Annotated in this window: 23 protein-coding genes and 1 tRNA gene; 9 read left to right on the top strand and 15 right to left on the bottom strand. The window is 66.2% G+C overall.

From position 1 onward, the window contains the following. Positions 1-5: 5 nt before the first annotated feature. The 3 genes from ABL840_RS14125 to ABL840_RS14115 all read left to right on the top strand — a co-directional run bounded on the left by ABL840_RS14125 (position 6) and on the right by ABL840_RS14115 (position 2,126). Entirely contained in the window at positions 6-968 is a 963-nt protein-coding gene (locus ABL840_RS14125) for a Bug family tripartite tricarboxylate transporter substrate binding protein (protein WP_093202073.1), read from the top strand. A 150-nt stretch (positions 969-1,118) separates the two neighbouring features. Then, positions 1,119-1,688 (top strand): thioredoxin family protein, encoded by a 570-nt coding sequence (locus ABL840_RS14120; RefSeq protein WP_093202075.1) that lies wholly within the window; start codon positions 1,119-1,121, stop codon positions 1,686-1,688. A 300-nt stretch (positions 1,689-1,988) separates the two neighbouring features. Then, positions 1,989-2,126: a hypothetical protein gene (locus ABL840_RS14115; protein WP_170217048.1), complete on the top strand. Its 138-nt coding sequence runs from the start codon at positions 1,989-1,991 to the stop codon at positions 2,124-2,126. A 15-nt stretch (positions 2,127-2,141) separates the two neighbouring features. Here the strand turns inward: ABL840_RS14115 and ABL840_RS14110 are convergent, their stop codons facing one another. Together ABL840_RS14110 and ABL840_RS14105 are read right to left on the bottom strand one after the other, a co-directional pair. Further along, entirely contained in the window at positions 2,142-2,375 is a 234-nt protein-coding gene (locus ABL840_RS14110; RefSeq protein WP_093305148.1) for a DUF333 domain-containing protein, read from the bottom strand. A gap of 16 nt (positions 2,376-2,391) precedes the next feature. Then, positions 2,392-3,135: a response regulator gene (locus ABL840_RS14105; RefSeq protein WP_093305149.1), complete on the bottom strand. Its 744-nt coding sequence runs from the start codon at positions 3,133-3,135 to the stop codon at positions 2,392-2,394. A 257-nt stretch (positions 3,136-3,392) separates the two neighbouring features. Between ABL840_RS14105 and ABL840_RS14100 the strand changes: the two genes are divergently transcribed. After that, a complete protein-coding gene (locus ABL840_RS14100) occupies positions 3,393-4,775 on the top strand; it encodes an ATP-binding protein (protein ID WP_093305151.1) in 1,383 nt (460 codons plus the stop codon). Between the two features lie 137 nt (positions 4,776-4,912). Further along, positions 4,913-6,700 (top strand): cytochrome c biogenesis protein DipZ, encoded by a 1,788-nt coding sequence (locus tag ABL840_RS14095; protein WP_093305152.1) that lies wholly within the window; start codon positions 4,913-4,915, stop codon positions 6,698-6,700. A gap of 30 nt (positions 6,701-6,730) precedes the next feature. On the opposite strand, the gene ABL840_RS14090 is transcribed toward ABL840_RS14095, so the two are convergent. The 3 genes from ABL840_RS14090 to ABL840_RS14080 form a co-directional block, all read right to left on the bottom strand. Next, positions 6,731-8,197: an HD domain-containing phosphohydrolase gene (locus tag ABL840_RS14090; protein ID WP_418116269.1), complete on the bottom strand. Its 1,467-nt coding sequence runs from the start codon at positions 8,195-8,197 to the stop codon at positions 6,731-6,733. Between the two features lie 66 nt (positions 8,198-8,263). Continuing rightward, positions 8,264-9,046 (bottom strand): alpha/beta fold hydrolase, encoded by a 783-nt coding sequence (locus ABL840_RS14085; protein ID WP_093305156.1) that lies wholly within the window; start codon positions 9,044-9,046, stop codon positions 8,264-8,266. A 304-nt stretch (positions 9,047-9,350) separates the two neighbouring features. Continuing rightward, entirely contained in the window at positions 9,351-9,599 is a 249-nt protein-coding gene (locus ABL840_RS14080; protein WP_256228778.1) for a hypothetical protein, read from the bottom strand. Between the two features lie 413 nt (positions 9,600-10,012). Between ABL840_RS14080 and ABL840_RS14075 the strand changes: the two genes are divergently transcribed. From ABL840_RS14075 to ABL840_RS14065, 3 genes are all read left to right on the top strand, one after another. Continuing rightward, complete coding sequence (locus tag ABL840_RS14075; RefSeq protein ID WP_093305157.1) at positions 10,013-10,435, top strand: hypothetical protein; 423 nt, start codon at positions 10,013-10,015, stop codon at positions 10,433-10,435. A 182-nt stretch (positions 10,436-10,617) separates the two neighbouring features. Beyond that, on the top strand, positions 10,618-11,634 hold the full coding sequence (locus ABL840_RS14070; protein WP_418116268.1) for a hypothetical protein: 1,017 nt from the start codon (positions 10,618-10,620) through the stop codon (positions 11,632-11,634). Next, positions 11,631-12,674, top strand: coding sequence for a hypothetical protein (locus ABL840_RS14065; protein ID WP_093305159.1), 1,044 nt, complete (start codon positions 11,631-11,633; stop codon positions 12,672-12,674). The genes ABL840_RS14070 and ABL840_RS14065 overlap by 4 nt, the downstream gene beginning before the upstream one ends. Before the next feature lie 220 nt (positions 12,675-12,894). Here the strand turns inward: ABL840_RS14065 and ABL840_RS14060 are convergent. The 10 genes from ABL840_RS14060 to ABL840_RS14015 form a co-directional block, all read right to left on the bottom strand. Beyond that, a tRNA-Pro gene (locus tag ABL840_RS14060) sits at positions 12,895-12,971 on the bottom strand. 26 nt (positions 12,972-12,997) lie between these two features. After that, entirely contained in the window at positions 12,998-13,456 is a 459-nt protein-coding gene (locus ABL840_RS14055) for a MerR family transcriptional regulator (RefSeq protein WP_093305161.1), read from the bottom strand. Positions 13,457-13,521: 65 nt separating this feature from the next. Continuing rightward, entirely contained in the window at positions 13,522-13,896 is a 375-nt protein-coding gene (locus ABL840_RS14050) for an integration host factor subunit alpha (RefSeq protein WP_093202101.1), read from the bottom strand. A gap of 5 nt (positions 13,897-13,901) precedes the next feature. Beyond that, positions 13,902-16,343, bottom strand: a complete 2,442-nt coding sequence (pheT, locus tag ABL840_RS14045; protein ID WP_093305163.1) for a phenylalanine--tRNA ligase subunit beta — start codon at positions 16,341-16,343, stop codon at positions 13,902-13,904. 42 nt (positions 16,344-16,385) lie between these two features. Then, entirely contained in the window at positions 16,386-17,462 is a 1,077-nt protein-coding gene (gene pheS, locus ABL840_RS14040) for a phenylalanine--tRNA ligase subunit alpha (RefSeq protein ID WP_093202106.1), read from the bottom strand. A gap of 112 nt (positions 17,463-17,574) precedes the next feature. Further along, entirely contained in the window at positions 17,575-17,934 is a 360-nt protein-coding gene (gene rplT, locus ABL840_RS14035) for a 50S ribosomal protein L20 (protein WP_007832499.1), read from the bottom strand. A 24-nt stretch (positions 17,935-17,958) separates the two neighbouring features. Further along, positions 17,959-18,162, bottom strand: a complete 204-nt coding sequence (rpmI, locus tag ABL840_RS14030) for a 50S ribosomal protein L35 (protein WP_007832497.1) — start codon at positions 18,160-18,162, stop codon at positions 17,959-17,961. 158 nt (positions 18,163-18,320) lie between these two features. After that, positions 18,321-18,947, bottom strand: a complete 627-nt coding sequence (gene infC, locus ABL840_RS14025) for a translation initiation factor IF-3 (RefSeq protein ID WP_093202108.1) — start codon at positions 18,945-18,947, stop codon at positions 18,321-18,323. A gap of 100 nt (positions 18,948-19,047) precedes the next feature. Next, positions 19,048-20,955 carry a threonine--tRNA ligase gene (gene thrS / locus ABL840_RS14020; RefSeq protein WP_093305165.1) on the bottom strand — a complete coding sequence of 636 codons (1,908 nt, stop codon included), beginning with the start codon at positions 20,953-20,955 and terminating at the stop codon, positions 19,048-19,050. Positions 20,956-21,173: 218 nt separating this feature from the next. After that, positions 21,174-21,485 carry a putative quinol monooxygenase gene (locus tag ABL840_RS14015; protein WP_093305167.1) on the bottom strand — a complete coding sequence of 104 codons (312 nt, stop codon included), beginning with the start codon at positions 21,483-21,485 and terminating at the stop codon, positions 21,174-21,176. A 118-nt stretch (positions 21,486-21,603) separates the two neighbouring features. On the opposite strand from ABL840_RS14015, the gene ABL840_RS14010 reads away from it, so the two are divergent. Next, on the top strand, positions 21,604-22,566 hold the full coding sequence (locus ABL840_RS14010) for a GlxA family transcriptional regulator (RefSeq protein ID WP_093305217.1): 963 nt from the start codon (positions 21,604-21,606) through the stop codon (positions 22,564-22,566). The last annotated feature ends 59 nt before the right edge of the window (positions 22,567-22,625 follow it).

The following is a 22,625-nucleotide window of genomic DNA, read 5'->3' as shown; positions in this document are numbered from 1 at the left end:
TCGAAATGAAGAAGCGACTCCTGAAATCCATCGCCACGCTGGCCGCCTGCGCCGTTCCCCTGCTGGGCTGGGCCGCGTGGCCCGACAAGCCGATCCGCATGGTCGTGCCCTACGCGGCCGGCGGCGGCGCCGACAACACGGCGCGCATCGTCGCGCAGCAGATGAGCGCCTCGCTGGGGCAGCAGATCGTCATCGACAACAAGCCCGGCGCGGGCGGCGTGATCGGCGCCGACAACGTGGCCAAGGCCGCGGCCGACGGCTACACCGTGCTCTACGACGCCTCGGCGTTCTCGGTGAACCCGTCGCTGCGCAAGCTGCCCTTCGATGCGGCGAAGGACTTCATTCCCGTTTCGCTGGTGGCCACCGCGCCGCAGATCCTCGTCGTGCCGGCGACCGCCCCTTACAAGACCGTGCCGGAGTTCATCGACTACGCGCGCAAGAACCCGGGCAAGCTGAGCTTCGCGTCGGCGGGCGGCGGCACCGGCTCGCACCTGGCGGGCGAGGCGCTGAACGAGCAGGCGAAGATCAACCTCATGCACGTGCCCTACAAGGGCGGCGCGCCCGCGCTGACCGACGTGATGGGCGAGCAGGTGTCGGCCTATTTCGGCAACGTGGCCTCGACGCTGGGCTACGTGAAGAGCGGCAAGCTGCGCGCGCTGGGCGTGAGCTCGCTCAAGCGCGTGCCGGGGCTGCCCGAGGTGCCGACGCTCGCCGAGTCGGGTCTGCCCGGCTACAACGTGGTCGAGTGGAACGGCGTGTTCCTGCCCAAGGGCACGCCCGCCGACATCGTGCAGAAGCTCGGGAAAGCCGTGCAGGCCGCGGTGAACGATCCTGCCGTGCGGCAGAAGCTGCTGCAGCTGGGCCTGGAGCCGGCCGGCACCACCCCCGAAGCATTCGCGAAGTTCGTGCAGGACGAGACCGGCAGGGTGAGCGCGCTGGTTCGCTCGCGGAACATCAGGGTCGATTGAGCGTCGCGCCCGGCGGCGCGTGAAACGTAGTGTGCGGGCTGCGTCCCGCGGATACAGAGGAATACGCAATCTGCTCCACCGGCGGGTGCCCCGGCGAAGAATCGGTTCCGTTCACAGACGAACGCCCATCACTCTTCCGAAGGAACCGCCATGCGCTTTCGCTCTTCCGCCCTCTATTTCGCCGTCGCCGTCGCCGCCTCGGCGGCCGCCCTCACGCTGACCTTCGCGGCGCCCTCGCCGTTCGGCGGCGACATACCGGCTTCTGAAGCCGTCGCGGCGCCCGAATTCCAGAACATCGACACCTGGCTCAACTCGCAGCCGCTCAAGCTGAGCGAGCTGCGCGGCAAGGTGGTGCTGGTCGACTTCTGGACCTACACCTGCATCAACTGCCTGAACCACCTTCCGTACGTGAAGGACTGGAACCAGAAGTACAAGGACAAGGGCCTGGTGGTCGTCGGCGTCCACACGCCGGAGTTCGCGTACGAGAAGTCGACGAAGAACGTGAAGGACGCCATCGAGCGCCTGCAGATCAGGCACGCGGTGGCGCAGGACAACAGCTACGGCACCTGGAAGGCCTTCAGGAACCAGTACTGGCCGGCCGTGTACCTGATCGACAAGCAGGGGAAGATCGTCTACTCGCACTTCGGCGAGGGCAGCTACGGCACGACGGAGAAGAAGATCCAGGCGCTGCTGGCCGAGCCTGCGCCTGCCGGGATCTGAAACAGCGCTGTTGTCCGGGGCGCGATCACGCCGACGGGGTACCTTGCTCCGCGAATGTCCCCCGGCCTGCGGCCTCCTCCTTTATTTCGCTGCGCAAGGCACCCCATCGTCGTGATCGATGGACGCGGCGGTCGATCCGGCCGCACAGGCGCAGCGCCCATGTGCGAATGGCACCGGGTGCTCCCGCAGCGAAATAAAGGGGGAGGCCGAAGGCCGGAGGACATTCGCGGAGGGAGTACCCGGTGCCATTCGCACGCACCCCGAACACGGTCCACGACAAGACCAAACAGGAGCAAAGAAATGAAGAAACTCTGGCTCGCCCTGCTCTTCTTCGCAGGCGGCGTCGCGCACGAAGTACGCAACCCGGTGAGCTGCCAGTGCATCTCCTCCAGACAGGAAGACGGCTTGCGCAAACGCTCGCGGAAGCCGTCGAAGTGAAGCCGCCCTGCTTCGCTACTTCGCCGGATGATCCCGGCGGTAGAGCTCCCACTCCTCGATCTGCCTGCCGTCCGGAAGCTGGCAGATACCGTACTGCCCCTTGTCGTTCGACCTCATGAGCGTCTTGCCCCCGAGGCTCTGGCAGTAGACCGAAGCCGGGTTCGCCATGCCCACGGCCCGGGGCGGTTCGGGCTGGGCGCATGCGGCGATGAAGAGAGCACCCAGCGGCAGCGTCAGTACTTTGATCATTGCGCGAGTGTAGGCCTCAGTCCAGCGCCTCCACCGCCGACGAGAAGACGTAGCCCTCGCTGCGCACCGTCTTGATGTAGCGCGGCTCGCGCGCATCGTCGCGCAGGCGCTGGCGCAGGCGGCTCACCAGCAGGTCGATCGAGCGCTCGAAGAGCTCGGCCTCGCGGCCCTGCGTGAGGCTCAGCAGCTGGTCGCGGCTCAGCACCTTCTGGGGATGGTCCAGGAAAACCATCAGCAGCCGGTACTCCGCGCCGCTGAGCGCCACCATCACGCCGCTGTCGTCGATCAGGTTGCGCGCGGTGGTGTCGACCTGCCAGTCGCCGAACGCCAGCCTCGAGGCCGCCTCGGTGGAGCGCATGTTCGGCGGCAGCATGCGGGTGCGGCGCAGCACCGAGCGGATGCGCGCCAGCAGCTCTCGCGCGGAGAACGGCTTGGCCAGGTAGTCGTCGGCGCCCATCTCCAGGCCGAGGATGCGGTCGGCCTCCTCGCTGCGCGCGGTGAGCATGAGGATGGGCGTGGCCTTGTACTTGCCCGTGCGCAGGTCGCGGCACAACGTGAGCCCGTCTTCGCCGGGCAGCATCAGGTCGAGGATGATGAGATCGAAGGGCCCCGACTCCTCCAGCGCCGCGCGCATGTGCCGCCCGGTGGGCACCGTCACCACTCGCAGGCCGTTCTTGACCAGGTAAGTGCTGAGCAGTTCGCGGATTTCCCGGTCGTCGTCGACGATGAGGATGTGGTCGGAGGTCTTGGGAATGTTCATGGCAGTGCGGTGATGCGCCCTCGGGCGCGACAGGTGAGCACGACGGGTAGGTGCAATGTAGCCCGGGCGGGCGCCGGATCGGGCGGCTTTGTATTCCCGTGTATCCGGAGGGCCGGGCGACCACACTATGTTGCTCGCACGGGCGGCGGGCAAGGCAGGCGCAACGCCGGGTAATGTTGTATGTCGGGCGACGCCGCCCAACACACTGGAATACAAAGCGGCGCGCCACGGAGGGGAACCGGGTCTATAAACCAGCCATGCCTACATCCGCTGCAAGCCTTCCCGCCGACCTCGCTTCCGCGCCCTCCGCCGCCACCGGCCTGCGCCGGCTGCTGCCGCGCTCGCTGTTCTCGCGGGTGACGCTGATCATCGTCGTCGGGCTGGCCATCGCGCAGCTGCTGACCTTCATGGCCATCGGCTACGAGCGCGGCATCGCGATGCGCGAGCTGATGATGATCGGTATCGAGCGCGACATCGCCAGCTCGGTCGCCATCCTCGACCGGCTGCCTGCCGCCGAGCGCGAAGGCTGGCTGGCGCGGCTGGAGCGGCGCAACTACCGCTTCGTGCTCGGCGGCAGCGCCGAGGGCAAGGCGCCCGATACGCCGTCGTCGCAGCAGTTCGCCACGGCCATCACCGAGGCGATGCGTCCGTTCGAGATCGTCAAGGTCGGCCAGGTGAGCAATCCGCCGCAGGGCCTGCAGATCCAGGTGCGGCTGTCGGACGGCTCCTCGGTGGTGGTGCATGCCCGGCGCGTGGACATGCCGGTGTCTAGCTGGGTGATGTGGCTGCTGTGGGTCCAGCTGCTGGTGCTGGCCGTGTGCGCCTGGTATGCGGTGCGGCTGGTCACGCGGCCGCTGGCGCAGCTGGCCGATGCGGCCGACGAGCTGGGCCCCGACCTGAAGGGCCAGCAGCTGGCCGAGGAAGGCCCGACCGAAGTGAGGCACGCGGCACGCGCCTTCAACGCGATGCAGAAGCGCATCGCGGGCTACATGGCGGAGCGCGTGGAGATCCTCGCGGCCATCTCGCACGACCTGCAGACGCCCATCACCCGCATGCGGCTGCGCACCGACCTGATGGACGACGGCCATGACCGCGACAAGTTCCGCCAGGACCTCGACGCCATGCACGCCCTGGTGCGCGAAGGCGTGACCTATGCGCGCACCCTGCACGGCGCCACCGAGCCGCCGCGCCGCGTCGACGCCGATGCGCTGTTCGAGAGCATGGTGGCCGACTACGAGGACTCGGGCGAGCAGGTGCTGCTCGAGGGCCGCGCGGGCGAGCCCATCGTGACGCGCCCGAACGCGCTGCGCCGCATCCTGACGAACCTGATCGACAACGCGCTGAAGTTCGGCACCGACGTGCGGCTGCAGGTGCACGCAGGCGCCGGCAACCGGCTGACGCTGGCCGTGGTCGACAACGGCCCGGGCATTCCGCCCGACCAGCTGGAGAACGTGCTCAAGCCCTTCTACCGCGTGGAGGGCTCGCGCAACCGCAACACCGGCGGTACCGGCCTGGGCCTGGCCATCGCCCAGCAGCTGGCGACAGCGATGGGCGCGGAGCTTACGCTGCGCAACCGTGACGAAGGCGGGCTGGAAGCCCGGCTGACCATGAACACCCGCGACGCACCGCACGACGACTGAGCCGCCGCGCGGCAACGGCCACCGCCACCGCCACCCATACCGACAGGCAAGCGGCTCGCCAGGCGAGACCGCGAAGGCCCCCGCTCGCCTTGCCTTCGCTTTCATTCACCCACAACATCCACCGAACGGACCCGATCATGCTCCTCCTCATCGTTGCCTACCTGGGTGGCGTGCTCACCATCCTGAGCCCCTGCATCCTGCCCGTGCTCCCCTTCGTGTTCGCGCGCGCCGACCGGCCGTTCCGCTCGCACGGCCTGCCGATGCTGCTGGGCATGGCGCTGGCGTTCTCGGCCATCGCCACGCTGGCGGCGGTGGGCGGCGGCTGGGTCGTGGCGCTCAACGAATACGGGCGCAGCGCCGCGATCGCATTGCTGGCGGTGTTCGGCGTGACGCTGCTGTTCCCGTCGGTGGCGGACCGGCTGACCCGTCCGCTGGTGGCGCTCGGGCTGCGGCTGTCCGAGCCTGCCTCGAGAAAGGCTTCTTTGTTCTCGCCGCTGCTGCTGGGCGTCGGCACCGGGCTGCTGTGGGCCCCCTGTGCGGGACCGATCCTCGGGCTGATCCTCACCGGCGCGGCGCTCAATGGCGCGAGCGTCGGCACCTCGCTGCTGCTGCTGGCCTATGCGGCCGGCGCGTGCACCTCGCTGGCGGCGGCGCTGCTCTTCAGCGGACGGCTGTTCTCAGCGATGAAGAAGTCGCTGCACACCGGCGAATGGATGCGGCGCGTGGCCGGCGTGGCGGTGCTCGCGGGCGTCGGCGCCATCGCCCTGGGGCTGGACACGGGGCTGCTGAGCCGTCTGTCGGTCGGCACCACGTCGGCGCTGGAGCAGGCGCTCGTGAACAGGCTCGACATGCCGGCGCCATCTCCGCAGTCGCAGCCGCAGCCACGGGCCTCCGCCGGCCCGGAGGGCCTGATGACCGTGTCGGCGCAATCCGCTCCGGCGGCGCCCGCGCTGAAGCTGCCCGATGAGGGCAAGCTGCCTTCGCTGGCCGGCGCAACCGAATGGATCAACTCCGCCCCGCTCACGCCCGAAGGCCTGCGCGGCAAGGTGGTGCTGGTCGACTTCTGGACCTACTCCTGCATCAACTGCCTGCGCACCCTGCCCTACGTCCGAGCATGGGCCGAGAAGTACAAGGACGCCGGGCTCGTGGTGGTCGGCGTGCACACGCCGGAGTTCGCATTCGAGAAGCAGCCGGCCAACGTGCGCCGCGCGGTAAAGGACCTGGGCGTCGGTTTTCCGGTGGCGGTCGACAGCGACTATGCGATCTGGCGCGCCTTCGGCAATCAGTATTGGCCGGCCTTCTATCTCGTCGATGCACAGGGGCGCATCCGGCATCACCAGTTCGGCGAGGGCAGGTACGCGAAGTCGGAGCAGGCCATCCAGCAACTGCTGGCGGAAGCCGGCCGGCCCGTCGCGTCGGCGGGGCTTGTCTCGCCCGACGGCCAGGGCACGCAGGCGGCCGCAGCCGCGGAGCCGGCCCTCTCGGGCGAGACCTACCTCGGCTACGAGCAGGCGCGCAACTTCGCCTCGCCCGGCGGCATTTCCAACGACCGGGCGCGCGTCTATTCAGGTGTCGCCACGCTGCAGCCCAACCAGTGGACGCTGGCGGGCGAATGGAAGGTGGAAGGCGAACGTGCGGTGCTGGCGCAGGCCAACGGCCGCATCGCCTATCGCTTCCATGCGCGCGACCTGCACCTGGTGCTCGGCCCGTCGTCCGACGGCAAGCCGGTGCGCTTCAGGGTGCGGATCGATGGCGCGCCGCCGCTCGCGGACCACGGCACCGACACCGACGCGCAAGGCAACGGCGTCATCGACGGACAGCGCCTCTACCAGCTGGTGCGCCAGGCGGCGAACCAGAAGGACCGGCTGTTCGAGATCGAGTTTCTCGACGCGGGCGCGCAGGCCTACGCGTTCACCTTCGGCTGATCGGCGGCCGGGCCTGCTCGAGTTCCGAGCTCAGAGCAGGCCCAGCGTCATCGCCTTCAGCGTGGCGGCCGCCCGCGTGGTGCAGCCCAGCTTGCGGAAGATGTTCTCCAGGTGCGCGCGCACCGTGCTCGGGCTGATGCCCAGCGAGCGCGCAGCTTCCTTGTTGCTTTCGCCAAGGCTGATGCGGCCGAGCACTTCGACCTCGCGGCCCGAAAGGAGCGCCGAGGCTTCGCCGGACGGCTGAGCCGATGCAGTAGCAGATTGCGGCTGGCCCGTGAGCGCCGCGATGGCCTGCGGATCGAGCCGGCCGGCATCGCCTTCGGCGTGCAGCGCGGCCAGTGCCTCGACTGGTGGCAACGCGGATCTGCCGGGCCGGCTGGTGCAAAGCGCCACCCAGTGAGCGGCTGCGGCAAGGGCGCGCGCCTCGGCGTCGATGGCCGCGCCCCTGGCTCCGCGAAAGAAGCCCGAGCCGTCCAGGCGCTCGTCGACGAAGGAAGCTATTTCGGCTTCGGCGCGCAGCGTGTCGATGCGCCGCGCCGCGCGCTCGGTCCAGTAGGGCACCAGGCGCAGCCGCTCGGCATCGGCTTCGCTGCGCGCATGCGGCGAGTCCCAGACCGCGTTCGGCACCGAGGCGCGGCCGATGCCGTGGATCAGCCCCGCGCGATAGATGCGCTGCTGCTGCTCGTCGCCCAGGCCCATGCCGCGGGCGCAGTGCAACGCCGCTTCCGCGACCTTGCGCGAGAAGCCGGTCATCCAGGGGAGCTTGAGGTCGATCACGTCGGCGATCAGCTCGAGCGGCGCGGTCGCGTCCCGCAGCGCGGCGGACGGCGGCTGCGGCTCGGCGGCCGCGCCCTGCTCCAGCACGTGGAGCCAGTCCACGGCATGCTCGCGCACCGCATCGACCAGGAAGGCCGGGTAACGCGCATCGGCACGCTCGGCAATGTAGCGCAGCGCGTTGTTCAGGCCGTGCACGCGCGAGAAGATTTCCAGGTCGCCCGCAATGGTGACGAGGAACACCTCGGCGGGGATGCGCGAGGCGTCGAGGCCCTCCGGCTTGCCGGTTCCGTCGAAGGTTTCGAAGATGTGGCGCAGCGGCAGCTCCACGGCCGCGGGCATGCCCAGCGTGCGTGCGATGTCGCCCGAGACCTCGCAATGGATCTCGGCGAGCGGGCTGACGGAACTCGCGAAGTCGGCCGCGGCGCGCGCCGAGGCGGTGGCGAGCATGGTGCGGCGCCCGCCCACGTCGTCGCCCAGCAGGTCGGAAAACTCCGGCGCATTGGCCGTGCAGCCCGACCATCGCAGCAAGGCCACGCATACGACATGGCTCTGCGTCGCGGCATCGCGGCCAATGGCCGCGGCGAGCTGAGAAGCGAGCCAGCCCGTGCGTACCGAATGGTCGATGGGCTGGCCCATGCTGAGATCGCCGACGAAGGCGAGAGCGCGGATGGCGTCGAAGACCCGGATGGAGGAAGAAGGCTGCACTGGATCTGTTGGCACTGGTACGCGGAAAAGCAAGACGAGCCGCCCAAGACGCGCGATGCGCCTTGGGCGGCTCGCGGCACCTTACTTGGATTGGCGCACGGCGTCCAGGATCACCTCGGCCACCTTGGCCGGCTGCGACTGCTGCGGCACGTGGCTGGCGTTCACGCGCGTGAGGTGCGCGCCGATCTTCTTCGCCATGTCGAGCTGCAGCGCCGGCTGGATCATGTGGTCGGCGCTGGTGGCCAGGTACCACGAGGGCCTGGTCTTCCAGGCGGCCACCGTCAGCTTCTGCTCGAAGGACTTGCCGAATATCGGGCCCTGCGTCGCGGTCATCACCGCGGTGGCGGAAGCCGGCAGGTCTTGTGCGAAGTGCTTCGTCATGCCCTCCTTCGTGAGCGAGAGATAGCCGGAAGCATCGGGCACGATGTGCGCGAAGCCGGGCGCGGGCGGGTAGTCCTTGCCGAGTTCGGCGGTGTTCTGCCCCGCATCGGGCGCGAAGGCGGCCACGTAGACCAGCGAAGCGACCTTGTCATTGGCGCCCGCCTCGGTGATGACCGAGCCGCCCCACGAATGGCCGATCAGCACGACCTTGCCGGGCTGCGCGTCGATGGCGCGCTTCGCAGCAGCCACGTCGTCCTCGAGCGAACTCAGCGGGTTCTGCACCGCGACCACGCGCAGGCCCTTGGCCTGGAGCAGCGGAATCACCTTGGCCCAGTCGGAGCCGTCGGCGAAGGCACCGTGGACGATCACGACGCTGGGCCTGGAAGCGTCGCCCGACGCAGCGGGCGTTGCCGCGACGGCGGAAAACGAAAGGCCGATGGCGACGGCAGCGGCGGCGAGCTTGAAGCGTTGGATGGTTTTCATGAGGCGGGATCTCGTACGGGAGAGGAGTGATTGGGAAGCCCGTACTGTCCGCTTCGGGGGCCTGCGCCGCCATTGGACGAATGTCCGATGAGGCGCGATCGGCCGTCTCTTCCGACTACAAGTGCTGCGTAATGAGCAGCACGGCTCCGGCGATGGAGATGGCGCCGCCCACGAGTCTTCTGAATGCCTTCATGGCGTTTTCCTTTCGCGGTGGGAATGACGCCTCATGGTGCCGCAGGGCGGCTGGTTCGTGGGTTGGGAATCCTCATCCGCGAGATAGGAAACCCCAACCGTGGCGCGGCGGCTAGCTGTGCAGCGACGGCATCTTCGACGACACGTCCTGCGGACCGAGCCTTTCTCTCGCGAACTGGCTGGCCCGCAGCCGCACGCGCTGCAGCGCGGCCTCGAGCGTGGGCTGCTGCATGAAGACGAGCACTCCGCGCTTCAGGCCCCGCAGGTTCAGTTCGGCGACACCGGCATAACGGCCGCTGCTGGTCTGCTTGATGTCGATGCGGCTGGACCAGCCATCGGGCAGGTCGACGAGAAGTTGCATTTGTTGTGCGGCGCTCATGATGGGCGTCGAGGATAGGACCGGGGCCGCTGCAACCAAAGGAATTAATTCCCAGGTATTCAGGATTCCTTCGGATTCGTCATCAAAGAGCCTCCGACGCGCCCTTCATCCTCAATGTCTCCCAGATTGGTCGCGATCATTGGCTTGCCCGCCGCCCTCCGGCGGGCTCCTCCCTCCGACCCCATGCGAGAACGGGGTCCTTCAGCTCGCCTTAGTGCGAGCTTTTTTTTGCGGCGTCAGCAAGGCAGAGGCCGGGACGCTCGATGAAGGCGCCCTTCTCTCTTCACCGCGTTGCGCGCAGATCGTGGCTACGGGGCCGTCGTTCCTGGACCGGCTACAAACGATGCTCCCGCGAGCGCACGCCGCGCCCTTCCCTTCTACAGCGAAGATCGACCATGAGAACCCGCCCCGAGAAAAGAGACAGCGACTCTTTCTTCCTCCGCCTGCTCTTCGGCAGCTCCGCAGAAGTCACGAACGACGACGTTGCGTACTTCCGCAGGTATCCCGATCAGATCGAAGAGATCACCGCGCCGATCGCCATCCACAGGGTCTTCCTCTGGGCCTGCGCCGCCCTGGGCACCGTGCTCGTCGCCGCGTCCAAGGTGTTGAAGTATTCAGCTCTGTTGTCCTTCCTCTCGGACGGCTTCAAGGAGTTCGCCGTCGACATCGTCTACGAGAGCGGCGTGGCTCTGATCGGCGCCGCCCTGACGGCGTACATCCTGGGGATCGTTCTCAACAAGCAGCAGGAGAATGCAGCAGCCTGGCGCACGGAACTCCGTCGAAGGATCGGTTTGCCCGTGCCACCTGAGGATCGATGAACGAAAGAGAGCCTGTCGCTCGCGCGCCGCTGTCGCGAAGACGGCACATACCCCGGCAGCAGTGCACGTGCCATGCTGCGGCAGAATCCGGCCGGAACCGGACCGCCATCGATCGCCGCGCCGGCAACCGGTCGCAGTGATTCAAAGGCACGCGCAGACGGGCGCTTTCACAGGGAGCACAAATGACGAGTACTTCGGGCTTTCACAGAGCCTTGGTTGGCGGATGCCTCTTGCTGGCGGCTTTGGCTGCTTTCGCGCAGCCAAGGCCGCAACCGCAGCAGAGCGTTCTGGAACTGAGCTACAGGATTGGAAGGCCTACTTTCCCGGTGGCTGCCTATCGCGACATGGGTGTTCCGGAGTTCAGGTCGATGGTAAGCAGTGCCTTCCAGAAGTCGGGCTTCTCTTTCGTCGCCGTGAATGCGCAGAAAGACAAGTCGACGGTCTTCGAGTTCAGATTCGATGTCGATCCGAAGACACGACTGGCTCCGATGGTTCTTGTGTCTGCCGACGAGTTGCTTGATGGCAGGAAGAAGTGCAACCCATGTTTCCTGAGATTTGCCGAAATCAGGAATGCGCAAGATATCAAGGCGCTGCCATGGATGGCCCAGTACGACCTGAGCGCTCGACTCGTCCCCGCGATCGACAATGCGTACGCGACGATCGAGTCCGTGGGGCGCGAGCATCTCGCCCCCTCGTTCGGGTTCAACTACAAGCGACAGTGGGCGGGCGAGCAGAACCTGTTCGGCAACGCCTTCGTCGGCATCAGTCTGCCTGGCCTCAAGGAAAGCATCGTCCGCGCCTATCGGAATGCCGGCTTCGTACCCATTGAAGGCGATGTCCCGTCGCAGGCTCCCGAGCTGCTCCTGGCCTTCAGCTTTCCTCTGGATCCGGCCAAGGACGGCGGCGTGGTCTACAAGGTGAAGATCCGCAGCCAGTACGACGCGGACGGACATTGCCACCCCTGCGAGGCCACCGAACAGTACAACCCGTACCAGCCGCTTCCCCCGGCGGGCTTGTCCGGCGTCCTGAGCCGCGCGACCCTCGAGTCAAGGTTCACGGCCGCCCGGAATGCGGCGTACGACAACATGCGGACCGAGCTCGAGCGCCATCTGCGACCTCGCTCCGGGTTTTTGGTGCCACCCAAACCAGCCCCACTCGGCTCGCCGCCGCCTCCGCCCACGCCACCTGTCGCGACATGACAGTGCACGCCCAGACTGCATCAGGGGGCGCCACGAATCCCGCGATGCGCCAGGAGCATTGGTTTATCTTCGGCAACCTGTTCGCGGCGCTCTCGGCCGGAGCGCTCGCATCGTGGTCCACGCCCATGATGCTGGCCGTCCTCTATGTCGACATCTGGCTGTTGGCCAATCCGCACATCGTCGCGACCTATACGCGCATCGGCGCAATGTCGTCGCGCGCACGCCTGCGCTGGGTCCTGATCGTTATCGCGCCCATCCTGGTCCTGGCGGGCCTGACGGTCGTTGCGCTCGCATACGAGGCGGCTGGACTGTTTGCCCTGTACTTCGCGCTTCAGGCCTTCCATGTGACTCGCCAGAGCTACGGCATCGCCAGACGCTACGACCGTCGGCTTCAGGTGCCCCTTCGCAACCTGCCCTACCTGCTGATCTATCTGCTCCCTGCATGGGGCTACCTGCACCGCAGTGCGCAGGCACCCGGCAGCTTCCTGGGCTATCCCATCTGGCTGCCTCCCGTTCCGCAGGAACTGGCCTTTGCAGCAGGCATCGCGGCCGCCGTCGGATCACTGTGCTGGTTTGCATGCCTGGGGCACGCCAGGGGCGCGCAGCAGGCGGATGGGCCCTTCAACAGCTTCGTGCTGTCCCACTTGATCGTTTCACTGGTTGGCTATGTCTGGATCAGCGACATCACCGTGGGCTGGCTGGTGGTCAATGTCTGGCACAACATCCAGTACCTGATGTTCGTCTACCGTCAACGGCAGCCCGGAACCGCAACGGGCAAGGACAGCGAAGCCTCGGACAGTGATTCGGCACGCCGCAAGTCGCTGGCCGAGATGCTGAGGCCACCGGTGACCTTCTTCCTCGCATGTGCCATCTGCGGAGCCCTTCTCTACGCGGCCGCCAGTCGCGCAGGGGAAAGCCTTCTCTGGCTCGGGCTCCCGACGATTCTCATTGCGCACTTCACCTTGAACTTTCATCACTATCTGGCGGACGGCGTGATCTGGAAGCGCCGTCGCGCCGGCAGATCCGACGACATCTCGTAGCGCCGATGCCGGCGGAGGCAAGACCTCGGATGAGCTGGAACGTTGGCGGCTGGAATGGGAGCGGTCATCGGAACTCCTCGAGCCGCTCCCCGGCCTCGGTTGAAGGTCCCGAGGAAGGCTGAAACGGGTTGGGTTTGTCAGAAACCCCATCCATTTGTCAGACGCAAAGAAAAACGGGTCAGGACTTGTGGTCCTGACCCGTTGATCTATCTAGCAAAAATGGTCGGTGTGAAAGGATTCGAACCTTCGACCCCTTGCACCCCATGCAAGTGCGCTACCAGGCTGCGCCACACACCGAAGCTCTCGATTATAGCCTCGAAAATTCAGCGTCCCACACTCAGCAGCTCACGAATTTCAAAGAGCTCGCGCCGCAGGTGCAACAACTGCGACAGATCGGCCGTTTGAGCGACAGCCGACACGGCGGAATCTTCCACGATGGCGGCGTCGAATTCTTCCTGGTCGATCTCGATGGCTTCCACGCCTTCGAGCGGCACCTCGCCCGCCTTGCGGCGATCGCGCTCGCCCTGCACGAGCTCCTGCAGCTTGTTGCGTGCACCGCTGATCGTGAAGCCCTGGTCGTAGAGCAGATCGCGGATGCGGCGGATCATGAGCACCTCGTGGTGCTGGTAGTAACGGCGGTTGCCGCGCCGCTTCATGGGCCGCAGCTGCGTGAACTCCTGCTCCCAATAACGCAGCACGTGCGGCTTGACGCCGCACAGCTCGCCGACCTCACCGATGGTGAAGTAGCGTTTGACAGGGATCGGCGGGAGCGTTTTCTCCATTGAAATCAAGACTGTGCGCGGGAAACCTCAGAGATTACTCTACGCAGGCGCACAGCACCAAGCACTTATTCGGTGGAACCCAGGCTCCACTCGACCTCGGACGCGCCGCCCTGGTCGATGCTTCCGTGAATCTGCTCCTTGAGCTTGGCACTCGCATGGAACGTGGCCACGCGACGCTCGCCGATCGGAATGGCCTCGCCGGTGCGCGGATTGCGCCCCGGCCGCGGCGCCTTCACGCGGATCTGGAAGTTGCCGAAGCCGGAGATCTTCACGTCCGTGCCTTCGATGAGGCTGTTGGCCACGAGCTCGAAGAACGCCTCGACCATGTCCTTGGACTCACGCTTGTTCAGGCCGATCTGCTCGAACAGCAGGTCGGCGAGATGCGCCTTGGTGAGCGCAGGCGTTTCGAGAGCCTCGAGCGTGAATTCGGCAGCGTTCATTCTCATCATCCCCTCAAGCGGCCGCCGAGCTTGGCGCCCAGTTGTTCGACGATCGAGCGGACAGCGGGCTCGACCTGCTCGTCCGTCAGGGTGGCGCTGTCGCTCTGGAAGCTCAGGCGCACCGCCATGCTCTTCTCGCCTTGCGCCAGCGCGCCAGGTGCGGCCACTGCGCCGTCGCGCAGCGGCTGCGGACGGTAGATGTCGAACAGCGTCGCATCGCGCAGCAGGCCCTGCGCCGCCGCGGCGGAGCGGATGGTCTGCATCAGCGCATCGTGCGTGACGGCCTCGGCCACCACGACGGCGATGTCGCGCTCGACCGCCTGGTGCTTGGGCACCGGCTGCGCCACAGGCACGAGCCGCGCGGTAACGGCGTCGAGGTCGAGCTCGAACAGCACGGGCGCCTGCGAAAAGTCCCACTTCTGGCGCCAGCGCGGGTGCAGTTCGCCGACGAAGCCGATGGCCTTGCCGTCGACCAGCACGCGCGCCGAACGGCCCGGGTGAAGGGCTGGATGCTCGGCCGCCTCGAAGACCGGCTGCAGCGGCGCGAGCAGCGCCTCGACATCGCCCTTCACATCGTAGAAGTCGATGCGCTCGGGCTTGCCGTCCCAGCGCGCCTCGTCGGCATCGCCCCACGCAAGGCCCGCCACGCGCATCGGCTGGTTCACGCCGCGCACGGTGCTGTCGGTCGTGACGACGCTGTCGTCGCGCATGAACACGCGACCCAGCTCGAACACACGCACGCGGGGCGCCTTACGGTCGAGGTTGAACTTGAGCACCTGCAGCAGCGAGCCCATCAGCGACGAGCGCATCACGCTCATCTGGCTGGCGATGGGGTTCAGCAGCTTCACCGGGTTGGCGTTGCCCGCCAGGTCCTGCTCCCAGTGCGCTTCGACGAAGCTGAAGTTGATCGTTTCCTGATACCCCAGCGCGGCGATGCTGCGACGCACCGCGAAGCGGCTGCGTTGTGCCTCGGGCCGCACGCGGGCGGTGATGGGCGCGAGCGGCGCGGTGGTCGGCAGGTTGTTGAAGCCGATCAGGCGTGCGACTTCCTCGATCAGGTCTTCCTCGATCAGCAGGTCGAAGCGGTGCGGCGGCGGGGTCACGGTCAGGGTGCCCTCGCCCTCGGCGATCGCGAAGCCCAGGCGCTTCAGCGCGTCGGCACATTGCGCCTGCGTCAGCGGCATGCCGATCACGCGGGCCGCGCGCGCGACGCGCAGCGTGACGGGCGCGGCCTCGGGCACACGCAGCGTCTGGTCGTCCATCCGGCCGGCCTGGCCGCCGCAGATCTCGACGATCAACTGAGTGATGCGCTCGATGATCTGGACCGTGCGGCTCGGGTCGACACCGCGCTCGTAGCGGTGGCCGGCGTCGGTCGAGAAATTGAAGCGGCGCGAGCGACCCTGCACGGCCTCGGGCCACCAGAAGGCGGCTTCGACGTAGATGTTGCGCGTATCGTCGGACACCGAGGTGGCGTCGCCGCCCATGATGCCGGCGAGCGACTCGACCTCGCGGTCGTCGGCAATTACGCCGACCTTCTCGTCGACGGTGATCGTCGTGCCGTTGAGCAGCTTCAGCTGCTCGCCAGCCTTGCCCCAGCGCACCGTGAGGCCGCCATGGATCTTGTCGAGGTCGAAGATGTGGCTGGGCTGGCCGTACTCGAACATCACGTAGTTCGAGATGTCGACCAGCGGCGTCACGCTGCGCTGGCCGCAGCGCGCAAGGCGATCGACCATCCAGGCGGGCGTGGCGACCTTGGTGTCCACGCCGCGCACGATGCGGCCCGAGAAACGGCCGCACAGATCGGGCGCCTCGACCTTGACCGGCAGCACGTCGGCGAACGACGTGGCCACGGGCGCGATGGCCGGGGTCTTGAGCGGCGCGCCGGTGAGCGCGGCGAGTTCGCGCGCCACGCCGTAGACGCTGAGGCCGTGCGCCAGGTTGGGCGTGAGCTTGAGCGTGAGCAGCACGTCGTCGAGCTTGAGCACGTCGCGCACGTCGGCACCGATGGGCGCGTCGGCATCGAGCTCGAGCAGGCCGCCGTGGTCTTCGCTCAGCTGCAGTTCGCGCGCCGAGCACAGCATGCCCTGGCTCTCAACGCCGCGCAGCTTGCCGAGCTTGATGAGGAAGGGCTTGCCGTCTTCGCCCGGAGGCAGTTCGGCACCGACGAGCGCGCAAGGCACCTTGATGCCGACGCGCGCATTGGGCGCGCCGCACACGATGTTCAGCAGAGCGCCCTGCCCCGCATCGACCTGGCACACGCGCAGGCGATCGGCGTTCGGGTGCTGCACCGCTTCCTTGATTTCGCCGACCACGATGCGCGTGAAAGGCGGCGCCACCGGTCGGCGCTCTTCGACCTCGAAGCCGCCCATGGTGAGCGTTTCGGCCAACGTGGCACTGTCGATGGGCGGGTTGCAGAACTCGCGCAGCCAGGATTCCGGGAATTGCATCTCTTCGATCTCGATCTGGTTTTTTCTGTGATGGGGTGCTGCTTACTGGAACTGCGAGAGGAAACGCAGGTCGCCGTCGAAGAAGAGGCGCAGGTCGTTCACGCCATAGCGCAGCATCGTGAGCCGGTCGGGGCCCATGCCGAAGGCGAAGCCGATGTAGCGCTCGGGGTCGAGGCCCATGTTGCGCACCACGTTCGGGTGCACCTGGCCCGAGCCCGACACCTCGAGCCAGCGGCCGGCCAGAGGGCCGCTCGCGAACTGGATGTCGATCTCGGCGCTCGGCTCGGTGAACGGGAAGAAGCTCGGGCGGAAGCGCAGCACGAGATCGTCGCGCTCGAAGAAGGTGCGGCAGAAGTCGGTGAAGACGACCTTCAGGTCCTTGAAGCTCACGTTCTCGCCGAGCCACAGGCCTTCGCACTGGTGGAACATGGGCGAGTGGGTGGCGTCGCTGTCGACGCGGTAGGTGCGGCCGGGCGCGATCACGCGGATCTCGGGCGCCTTCACGGTGCCGGTGGTGTCGGCTGCGGCTGCCGCGAACTCGGCGGCGTACTTCTTGATGTGCTGATGCGCATAGCGCACCTGCATCGGGCTGGTGTGCGGACGCAGGTTGTAGGGGATGCCGTCGTCGCCGTTCAGGTCGACGTAGAAGGTGTCCTGCATCGAGCGCGCAGGATGGTTCGGCGGATTGTTGAGCGAGGTGAAGCTGTGCCAGTCGCTCTCGATCTCGGGGCCGTCGGCCACATCGAAGCCCATGCTCGAGAAGATTTCTTCGATGCGCTCCAGGGTGCGGCTCACGGGGTGCAGTCCGCCGGAGATGCGGCGGCGGCCGGGCAGGCTCACGTCGAGCGCCTCGGCGCGAAGTTGCAGCGAGAGTTCTTCGTCGGCCAGCTGCTGGCGGCGGTCGGTCAGCGCGGCCTCGATGGCCTGCTTGGCGACGTTGATGGCAGCGCCGCGGGACTTCTTCTCTTCGACACTCAGCGCAGCCATGCCCTTCATCAGCTCGGTGATGCGGCCCGACTTGCCGAGGAACTGGGCCTTGGCGTTTTCGAGCTCTGCGGGCGTCTTCGCTTCGGCGAAGGCGGCGCGTGCGGTGTCGACCAGGGAGTCCAACTCGTTCATAGCAACAAAAATCTTCGAGGGGAAATAAAAAAGAGCTGGAGCCTTTTCAAGCGCCAGCCCTTGAGCCGTGGGCGCAGGAAGCCGCCCGGAGGCAGCGCCCTGCTGTGCAGAATCAAGCAGCCAGCTTGGCCTTGACCTGCTCCACGATGCCGGCAAAAGCGGCCTTGTCGTGCACGGCGATGTCCGCAAGCATCTTGCGGTCGATCTCGATACCGGCCTTGCGGATGCCGTTGGCGAACTGGCTGTAGGTCAGGCCCAGTTCACGCGAGGCGGCGTTGATACGCGCGATCCACAGCTGACGGAACACGCGCTTCTTGGTACGGCGGTCACGGTAGGCGTATTGGCCTGCCTTCATCACCGCCTGTTTGGCGACGCGGAAGACATTGCCGCGGCGACCGCGGAAACCCTTGGCGAGTGCGAGAACTTTCTTGTGGCGGGCGCGAGCCGTTACACCACGTTTGACGCGAGGCATGTGTGTACTCCTTGTTCGTCTGAGTTAAATGCCACGGCCGGGCAGCATGGCGGCGACGGAAACCATGTTGGTCTCGTGCACTGCGACTGCACCACGCAGGTGACGCTTGTTCTTGGTGGTCTTCTTCGTCAGGATGTGACGCTTGAAGGCTTGACCGCGCTTGACGGTGCCACCGGGACGAACGCGGAAACGTTTTTTCGCGCTGCTCTTGGTCTTCATTTTGGGCATGTGAATGCTCCTTTAGTTTGTGCTCGTGAGGCGCCATGGATGCTCCACGGACTTGTTGGCCCCGAGACACTTCTTCATCTCGCCCCTGCCTGCGCTTCTTGCGAAGTGCGGGCAAAGGCGAAATCCCTTCAAAACCTCTCTACTGCGCCCCTGGCCACTCAGGCCGCGGCGGGAGCCGCTGCCGGTGCGGCACCGGCGTCTGCCGCCGGCTTCGGCGCACCGCCACCCGGCTTCTTGCGACCCGGCGCGATCATCATGATCATCTGCCGGCCTTCGAGCTTCGGGAACTGCTCGACGAGGATCGTATCGCCCAGCTCGTCGCGAATGCGCTGCAGCAGTGCCAGACCCAGCTCCTGGTGCGTGATCTCGCGGCCGCGGAAGCGCAGCGTGATCTTGCATTTGTCGCCGTCATCAAGAAAGCGCCGGATATTGCGCATCTTGATGTTGTAGTCGCCATCGTCGGTACCGGGCCGGAACTTGATTTCCTTGACCTCGATGACCTTCTGCTTCGACTTCGCCTCGGCCGCCTTCTTCTGCTCGTGGTACTTGAACTTGCCGTACTCGATCAGGCGACACACCGGCGGATTGGCTGCCGCGACGACCTCAACCAGATCCACGTCCTGCTCACCGGCAAGGCGTAGAGCCTCGGCAAGACTCACGACACCCAATTGCTCGTTATCCGGGCCGATCAGGCGGACTTCCGGGGCCATGATTTCCCGGTTCAGGCGGTGTTGGCGTTCCTCGCGGTGGCGGCGGTCGCGGAATGCAGTAGCGATGGTCGGAATCCTTCAAAATTTGCTACAAAATCTGTAGCGAAACCGCTCAGCCCTCGCGGACAAGCGGCACGATTTGGCAGGGAAACATATGGGGTGTTCCTAGGACAAATCAACGCTTGTCGGCAACATCCTGGACGAGCCGTTGCACGAACGATTCGAGGGACATTGCACCGAGGTCTTGATTGCCTCGGGCGCGCACTGCGACGGCACCTGCTTCCTTTTCCTTGTCGCCCACGACAACGATATAAGGGAGCTTTTGCAACGAATGCTTCCGTATTTTATACGTAATCTTTTCGTTGTGCAGGTCAAGCTGGACCCTAAGCCCTTGATTTTGCAGCGCTTTCGCAACTTCCGAGGCGTAATCGGCCTGTCCTTCGCTGATGTTGAGCACCGCCACCTGCACCGGAGCGAGCCACGCGGGCATGGCGCCGGAGTGGTGCTCGATCAGCATGCCGATGAAGCGCTCCAGGCTGCCGACGATCGCGCGGTGCAGCATCACGGGGTGCGCGCGGCCGCTCGATTCCGTCACGTATTCGCCGCCCAGGCGCTCGGCCGTGTTGAAGTCGACCTGCATCGTGCCGCACTGCCACTGGCGGCCGATGGCATCGCGCAGCGTGTACTCGATCTTCGGGCCGTAGAACGCACCGTCACCAGGCGCAATGACGAAGTCGACGCCCGAGCGGCGCAGCGATTCCATCACCGCATGCTCGGCCTTGTCCCACAGCTCGTCGGAACCGACGCGGTTCTCGGGACGCGTGGCGACCTTGTAGAGGATGTCCGTGAAGCCGAAGTCGGCATAGACCTTCTGCAGCTGCTCCGTGTAGGCGATGCACTCGTCGAGGATCTGATCTTCCGTGCAGAAGATGTGCCCGTCGTCCTGCGTGAAGCCGCGCACGCGCATGATGCCGTGCAGCGCGCCGCTGGGCTCGTTGCGGTGGCACTGGCCGAACTCGCCGTAGCGCAGCGGCAGGTCACGGTAGCTGCGCAGGTCGCTCTTGAAGATCAGCACGTGGCCGGGGCAGTTCATCGGCTTCAGCGCGTACTCGCGCTTCTCCGATTCCGTCGTGAACATGTTGTCGCGATAGTTCTGCCAGTGGCCCGTCTTCTCCCACAGGCTCTTGTCGAGGATCTGCGGGCCCTTCACTTCCCAGTAGCCCGTGTCGCGGTAGATGTTGCGCATGTACTGCTCGACCGCCTGCCAGATCGCCCAGCCCTTCGGGTGCCAGAACACCACGCCCGGCGCAACTTCGTCGATGTGGAACAGGTCGAGTTCCTTGCCCAGCCGGCGGTGGTCGCGCTTCTCGGCTTCCTCGATGCGCTGGATGTACTGGTCGAGTTGCTTCTTGTCGGCCCAGGCCGTGCCGTAGACGCGCTGCAGCTGCTCGTTCTTGGCGTCGCCGCGCCAGTAGGCACCGGCCAGCTTCGTGAGCTTGAAGACCTTCAGGAAGCGCGTGTTCGGCACGTGCGGGCCGCGGCACATGTCGACGTATTCCTGGTGGTAGTACAGGCCCATGGACTGTTCGTCGGGCATGTCTTCGACGAGGCGCAGCTTGTAGTCCTCGCCGCGCGACTTGAAGACTTCGATGACCTCGGCCCGCGGCGTCATCTTCTTGACCACGTCGTAGTCCTGCGCGATCAGCTCGCGCATCCGCGCCTCGATGGCCGCCATGTCCTCGGGCGTGAAGGGGCGCTCGTAGGCGATGTCGTAATAGAAGCCCTCCTCGATCACAGGCCCGATCACCATCCTGGCCGTCGGGTAGAGCTGCTTCACCGCATGGCCGACCAGGTGGGCCGTCGAGTGACGGATGATCTCCAGGCCCTCTTCGTCCTTGGGCGTGATGATCTGCAGCTTCGCGTCATGGTCGATGACGTCGCTGGCATCGACGAGCCTGCCGTCGACCTTGCCGGCCACCGTCATCTTGGCCAGGCCGGGACCGATGGACTGGGCGACTTCGGCCACCGAAACCGGGCCGGGGAACTCGCGGCGCGAGTTGTCGGGGAGCGTGATCTGGATCATTTGAAGAAACCTCGGGGAGAAAAACAAAAAAGCGCGGTGGATGACCGCGCTTTGCTTGGTTGTGAAGCTGGCAGGAACCAGCGAGCGCGGGCTACCGGCCTTTTCCTTCAGTGAAGAAAAAGCCGCTGAAACCTTGCCGAGTAGTTCGCGGTGTCATAACCAAGGTGCCTTTCTCGCTCTTGTTGAGTGCAGAGCCGGCAATTCTAGCCGCTGCCCGCTCAGGACGCGGCCCCGGTGTTCTTGAGTCCCAACACTTCGATGGGCTCGATCGACGGCGGCGCGGCAAACAGCTCGGGAGCCTTCGCCATCAGCGCCTGGGCGATCGGGCCGGTCAGGTGTGCCTGGCGCCCCGCCTCGTTCTCGAATGCATCGAACACGCCGAAGGTGGTCGGCGACAGGCGCAGCGCAAACCAGATCGGCGTTGTCTTCTCGTCGCGGGCCATGGCGAGGCCTGCTTCCAGGAATTTCTCGACATCGCATTCCTTACCCGGCTTGGCTTCGAGGCGGGCGAACAGTGCGTACTTGATCATGGGTCAATCTCCTGAGTGTTGAACGGCGCGCGACATTGCGCGGCGTTGGCATGAACTCTAGGCAGCCATCGCCCCTGTAGCCATTGGCATTTTTGACATCTTTGATATCGTTATGGCCATGAAGCTCGACATACTCGCCCTCGACGGCGTGTTCGACACAGGCCTGTCCACAGTGCTCGATGTGTTCACCACCGCCAACGAACTCACGGCCATGCTGCAACTCGACGTGCCGCCGTTCGAAGTCACGCTGACGGGCGTTCGCAAGCGCGTGCGAACCTCGCAGGGCTTCGCGGTTCCGGTGGCTCGCACACTCGACACGGCAACGGCCGACTGGCTGATCGTCCCCGCACTGGGCTGCAAGATGCCCGAGACACTCGAGCCCGCGTTGCGCCGCGCCGACGTGCGCGACGCCTGCGCCGCGCTCAAAGAACGCTCGGACAGAAACGCCAACGTGGCCGCCGCCTGCATCGGCACTTTCGTGCTGGCAGAGTCCGGCGTGCTCGACCGGCACGAGGCGACCACCACATGGTGGCTCGCCACGCTGTTCCGCCAGCGCTACCCGGGCGTGCAGCTGGAAGACTCGCGCATGCTGGTCAGCTCAGGCCACCTGGTCACGGCCGGCGCAGCGCTGAGCCATGTCGACCTGGCGCTGTGGATCGTGCGCCAGGCAAGCCCCGAGCTCGCGACGCTGGTCGCGCGCTACCTGATCGTCGATTCGCGGCCCTCGCAATCGGCCTATGTGATCTCCGACCACCTCTCTCACTCCGACCCGCTGGTGGAGCGCTTCGAGCGATGGGCGCGCGGCCGGCTGGCCGACGGCTTCTCGCTCGACGAGGCCGCGCAGGCCGCCGGCACGAGCAAGCGCACGCTGGCCCGACGCATGCAGCAGGTGCTGGGCAAGAGCCCGCTTTCCTACGTGCAGGATCTGCGCGTCGAGCGCGCCGTGCACCTGCTCAAGACCAGCGACAAGAGCCTCGAGCAGATCGCCGGCATGGTCGGCTACGCCGACGGCGTCACGCTGCGCACCCTGCTGCGCCAGCGGCTGGGACGCGGCGTGCGCGAAGTGCGGCTCGAAGCCTGACCTCGCGGCGGACGCAGCAACAAAAAAGCCCGGCACGCGGCCGGGCTGAAAGTGACAGC

It is taken from the genome of Variovorax sp. NFACC27, from assembly GCF_048301545.1.
Classification (GTDB): Bacteria; Pseudomonadota; Gammaproteobacteria; order Burkholderiales; family Burkholderiaceae_C; genus Variovorax; species Variovorax gossypii.
This window is presented reverse-complemented; position numbering and strand designations above follow the sequence as displayed.